The organism is Peribacillus sp. P4_C12 (genome assembly GCF_056402095.1).
In genome coordinates this window covers 1-3053 of the sequence record NZ_JBFUIB010000446.1, presented here as the reverse complement: position 1 = coordinate 3053, position 3053 = coordinate 1, and the positions used below count along the sequence as shown (strand labels likewise).

The window sequence follows — 3053 nt, the reverse complement described above, 5'->3', positions numbered from 1 at the left end:
CTATAATTCTCAGGAAATAGAAAAACTTACAACAAGGAGTTAATCATTAATTAGTGAAACGAGCCTTTATTAGGCTCGTTTCTTTAAAATTCGAAGCAAAAACTGAGATTTAATATAAAAGCAAATTTTTATGGAGATTCATTCTGCTTATCAGGAAAAAAGGATACGGGTTTTGGATGTACCTGTTAGCAGGGGAACATTTGGAGCTGAAAGGAATTTTGACTGTAATAGCAGGTGGAGATCCAGAAGTACTGGAAAAAGCCAGGCCAGTGTTGGAGGTAATGAATGGCCAAATAATCATTTGGTAGGCCCAATTGGTGCTGGAAAAGCTATTAAAGCAATTAATCAAATGTTTTCAGGTCATGAAAAACATTTCGATGGTCGGGATCATGTAATTAACACGCTATTTCAAACCATACTTCAATCTTGTATGCATTACTTGACTCAATTAAGCTTAACAATTAATAATCCAAGAGGGGTTACAAATTCGATTGTGCCGGCCCATAAAGAAATTTGGATATACATCAGATCTAATCTTCCTGATGAAACTTGATTCTAACAAGAATTTCCACTACAATTCGTAGTGGGAGGGTAAATGATGAATATTAAAAATTTTAAATATGATGAAGTTGGACTGAATCGTTTCTTTGGTCCCTTGGAAGCTAGTATCATGGAATATTTATGGGATAAAAATGAACAGAGTATTAAAGCGGTGCAGCAATCATTGGAGCTTGACAAGCCTATCAACTTTAATACAGTAATGACAGTCATGAATCGTCTAGTCGAAAAAGGCATACTTGAAAAGAGGTCTGAAGGAAGGCTTTCATTATTTCGCCCTGTGCAATCTAAAGCGGAGTTTTTAGAAGAGCAGTCAAAGAAACTGACTGAGAATTTGCTAGATGAATTTGGTGGTGCTGTCATTAGCCATATGCTTGATGCCATGAAAGACGCTGACCAAGCTTTAATTGAAAAATTGGAACAAAAAATTCAATCGTTAAAAAAGGATAAATTATAATGTGGAAGAAAAAGTCTTATTTTGTGATAAGCCTTAGTCTTTTAATTGCCGGTGTAGTATGGAGCCAAATGGGAGCGTTTTTGGTACACATCTTTTTTGGAGTAAATATTAAAGCCAACTTTTTTAAATTTTGCTTTAGTCTATTCAAAGAAGGTTCAGTATACTACTTTGTGGTCATCACACTGCTCATTATAGTAATATCCTATAGTATATTGATCACCCTATTCAAAATTGCAGAGCAATATCTCCTTTCCAGAAGGTTTAAACAAAAGCTTTTTAACTACAAAAACGTTGAAAAGACAAGGTCTATAAACGAAACATTCAAACGGGCCAACAAAGATATCTTAGTTGTGAATGCTGATCAACCTCTTGCGTTTACGCTTGGTTTCAGGCGACCTTTCATTGTGTTTAGTACTGGTTTAATTCAATTATTGGACTTTGATGAGCTAGAAGCAGTAGTAGAGCATGAGGCCTTTCACCAAAAAAAATATGATCCATTGGTAATCTTTATTTTACAGTTGATCTCACAGGCGTTATGGTTTGTCCCACTGACAAAATGGTGTTATGAAAATTACAAAATAATTAGTGAATTATTAGCCGATGAATATGCGATTAATAAAATGGGGACTGAATTAGGCATAAGCGCTGCTTTGTTGAAGTTAATTAAACATTGTTGCTCTGATAAATCCTCTCCTGTCCTTGTCCACTTCTCGCATGAATCAGTTAACTATAGACTTCAGGAATTAGTTGATCCTAAAAGTACAATTCCTTTAAGGGCTGATATTACCACGATTTTTGTCTCTATTTATGTTTTGATTATACTATTGGGAATGACTATAGTGATTGTCGGATGAYTTTCACTTGATTTTTTTATACCTTTACACTACACTTTGTAGTGTAAAATACAATAAAAGGAGATGTGTCATGAAAAAACAAGAAATCGGTACCTTTTTATTAAGAGTAATGTTGGGAATTACATTTTTGATGCATGGTTTGTCAAAATTCCAAAGTGGATTGAATAACATTTCTGGATGGTTTCAAACTATAGGCATTCCGGGATTTATGGCCTATGTAGTTGGTACAATTGAATGGTTGGAGGAATTGCTTTAATTTTAGGTCTTGGAACAAGAATAATTTCTGCTCTCCTTATATTCATTATGGCTGGTGCAATTGTTTATGTGAAATTTCCAGCAGGCTTTATGGGGAATGGAGAAGGTGCAGGATTCGAATTAGACCTTATTCTTATGATTATTGCACTTCACCTAGTATTAAATGGAAGCCGATTCCTATCGATAGATTCTAAGTTACCAAACCATAAAAAAGGACAAGATTCAGAAATAATAGCGAGTTAATAAGGATATACAATATCAAAGTGTTAAGTTTTATGCTCACCAAATTGAAACACATAGACTAAAGTCAAAAAAAGAGCTTATCAATTAAAGTGAACCCAAAAAATTAGACACTTTTTTTAGTTAGTTAGGCAGCTTTGAGGGCATGAACCGAGTAATCTACTGGGCTCATGCCTTTTAATTTCACCTTGATGCGTTGGTGATTGTAGTAATGGATATAATCTTCTAGTTCTTGTTTAAAATGCTCAAAAAATTGTTAGTCTTCAAGTAATATATATTGACGAACATATGTTCTTTATTATAAAATACAATCATGGGTAATAATGGTATAGTGGTTATTATCACTGACAAGTTCAAAAGGAAGCTTGGAAGTTACTCAAGGTTTGTAAAAAAAATTAGAACCAAAGGAGCTATTTAATTATGACAATGCGATTATCTCCCTATTTAATGATGAACGGAAATGCGAAGGAAGCGATCCAATTTTACGAAAAAGCATTGGGTGCAAAGGTCCTTTTTAATCAAACTTTTGGAGAAATGCCAGAAAACCCGGAATTTCCTATACCAGAAGAAGCAAAGGAACTTGTGTCACACGCAATGTTAAAGGTTGGAGAAACGGACCTCATGTTTTCAGATATGTTTCCAGGTCAAACTAGTCAAACTGGAGATCAAGTTACGATCTGTATTTCAAC

Annotated in this window: 5 protein-coding genes and 2 pseudogenes; 6 read left to right on the top strand and 1 reads right to left on the bottom strand. The window is 34.4% G+C overall.

From position 1 onward, the window contains the following. Positions 1 to 130: 130 nt before the first annotated feature. From AC1DUW_RS24670 to AC1DUW_RS24650, 5 genes and pseudogenes are all read left to right on the top strand, one after another. Positions 131 to 553, top strand: a complete 423-nt coding sequence (locus AC1DUW_RS24670) for a hypothetical protein (protein ID WP_477643707.1) — start codon at positions 131 to 133, stop codon at positions 551 to 553. Positions 554 to 598: 45 nt separating this feature from the next. Beyond that, positions 599 to 1015: a BlaI/MecI/CopY family transcriptional regulator gene (locus AC1DUW_RS24665; RefSeq protein ID WP_053346315.1), complete on the top strand. Its 417-nt coding sequence runs from the start codon at positions 599 to 601 to the stop codon at positions 1013 to 1015. Continuing rightward, on the top strand, positions 1015 to 1869 hold the full coding sequence (locus tag AC1DUW_RS24660; RefSeq protein ID WP_477643706.1) for a M56 family metallopeptidase: 855 nt from the start codon (positions 1015 to 1017) through the stop codon (positions 1867 to 1869). The genes AC1DUW_RS24665 and AC1DUW_RS24660 overlap by 1 nt, the downstream gene beginning before the upstream one ends. Before the next feature lie 70 nt (positions 1870 to 1939). Further along, positions 1940 to 2136, top strand: a pseudogene (locus tag AC1DUW_RS24655) (DoxX family protein); the annotation flags it as partial. Positions 2137 to 2172: 36 nt separating this feature from the next. After that, on the top strand, positions 2173 to 2367 hold the full coding sequence (locus tag AC1DUW_RS24650) for a hypothetical protein (RefSeq protein WP_477643708.1): 195 nt from the start codon (positions 2173 to 2175) through the stop codon (positions 2365 to 2367). A 124-nt stretch (positions 2368 to 2491) separates the two neighbouring features. On the opposite strand, the pseudogene AC1DUW_RS24645 reads toward AC1DUW_RS24650, so the two are convergent. After that, positions 2492 to 2611 (bottom strand): annotated as a pseudogene (locus AC1DUW_RS24645) (IS3 family transposase); the annotation flags it as partial. Between the two features lie 173 nt (positions 2612 to 2784). On the opposite strand from AC1DUW_RS24645, the gene AC1DUW_RS24640 reads away from it, so the two are divergent. After that, positions 2785 to 3053: VOC family protein (locus tag AC1DUW_RS24640; protein WP_477643705.1), on the top strand; the 269-nt coding region annotated here is incomplete at its 3' end.

Bases quoted from the DNA above. Each gene is read 5' to 3' on its own strand.
- AC1DUW_RS24670 (WP_477643707.1), top strand. From the start codon at position 131: ATGGAGATTCATTCTGCTTATCAGGAAAAAAGGATACGGGTTTTGGAT.
- AC1DUW_RS24660 (WP_477643706.1), top strand. From the start codon at position 1,015: ATGTGGAAGAAAAAGTCTTATTTTGTGATAAGCCTTAGTCTTTTAATT.
- AC1DUW_RS24665 (WP_053346315.1), top strand. From the start codon at position 599: ATGAATATTAAAAATTTTAAATATGATGAAGTTGGACTGAATCGTTTC.
- AC1DUW_RS24650 (WP_477643708.1), top strand. From the start codon at position 2,173: ATGGCTGGTGCAATTGTTTATGTGAAATTTCCAGCAGGCTTTATGGGG.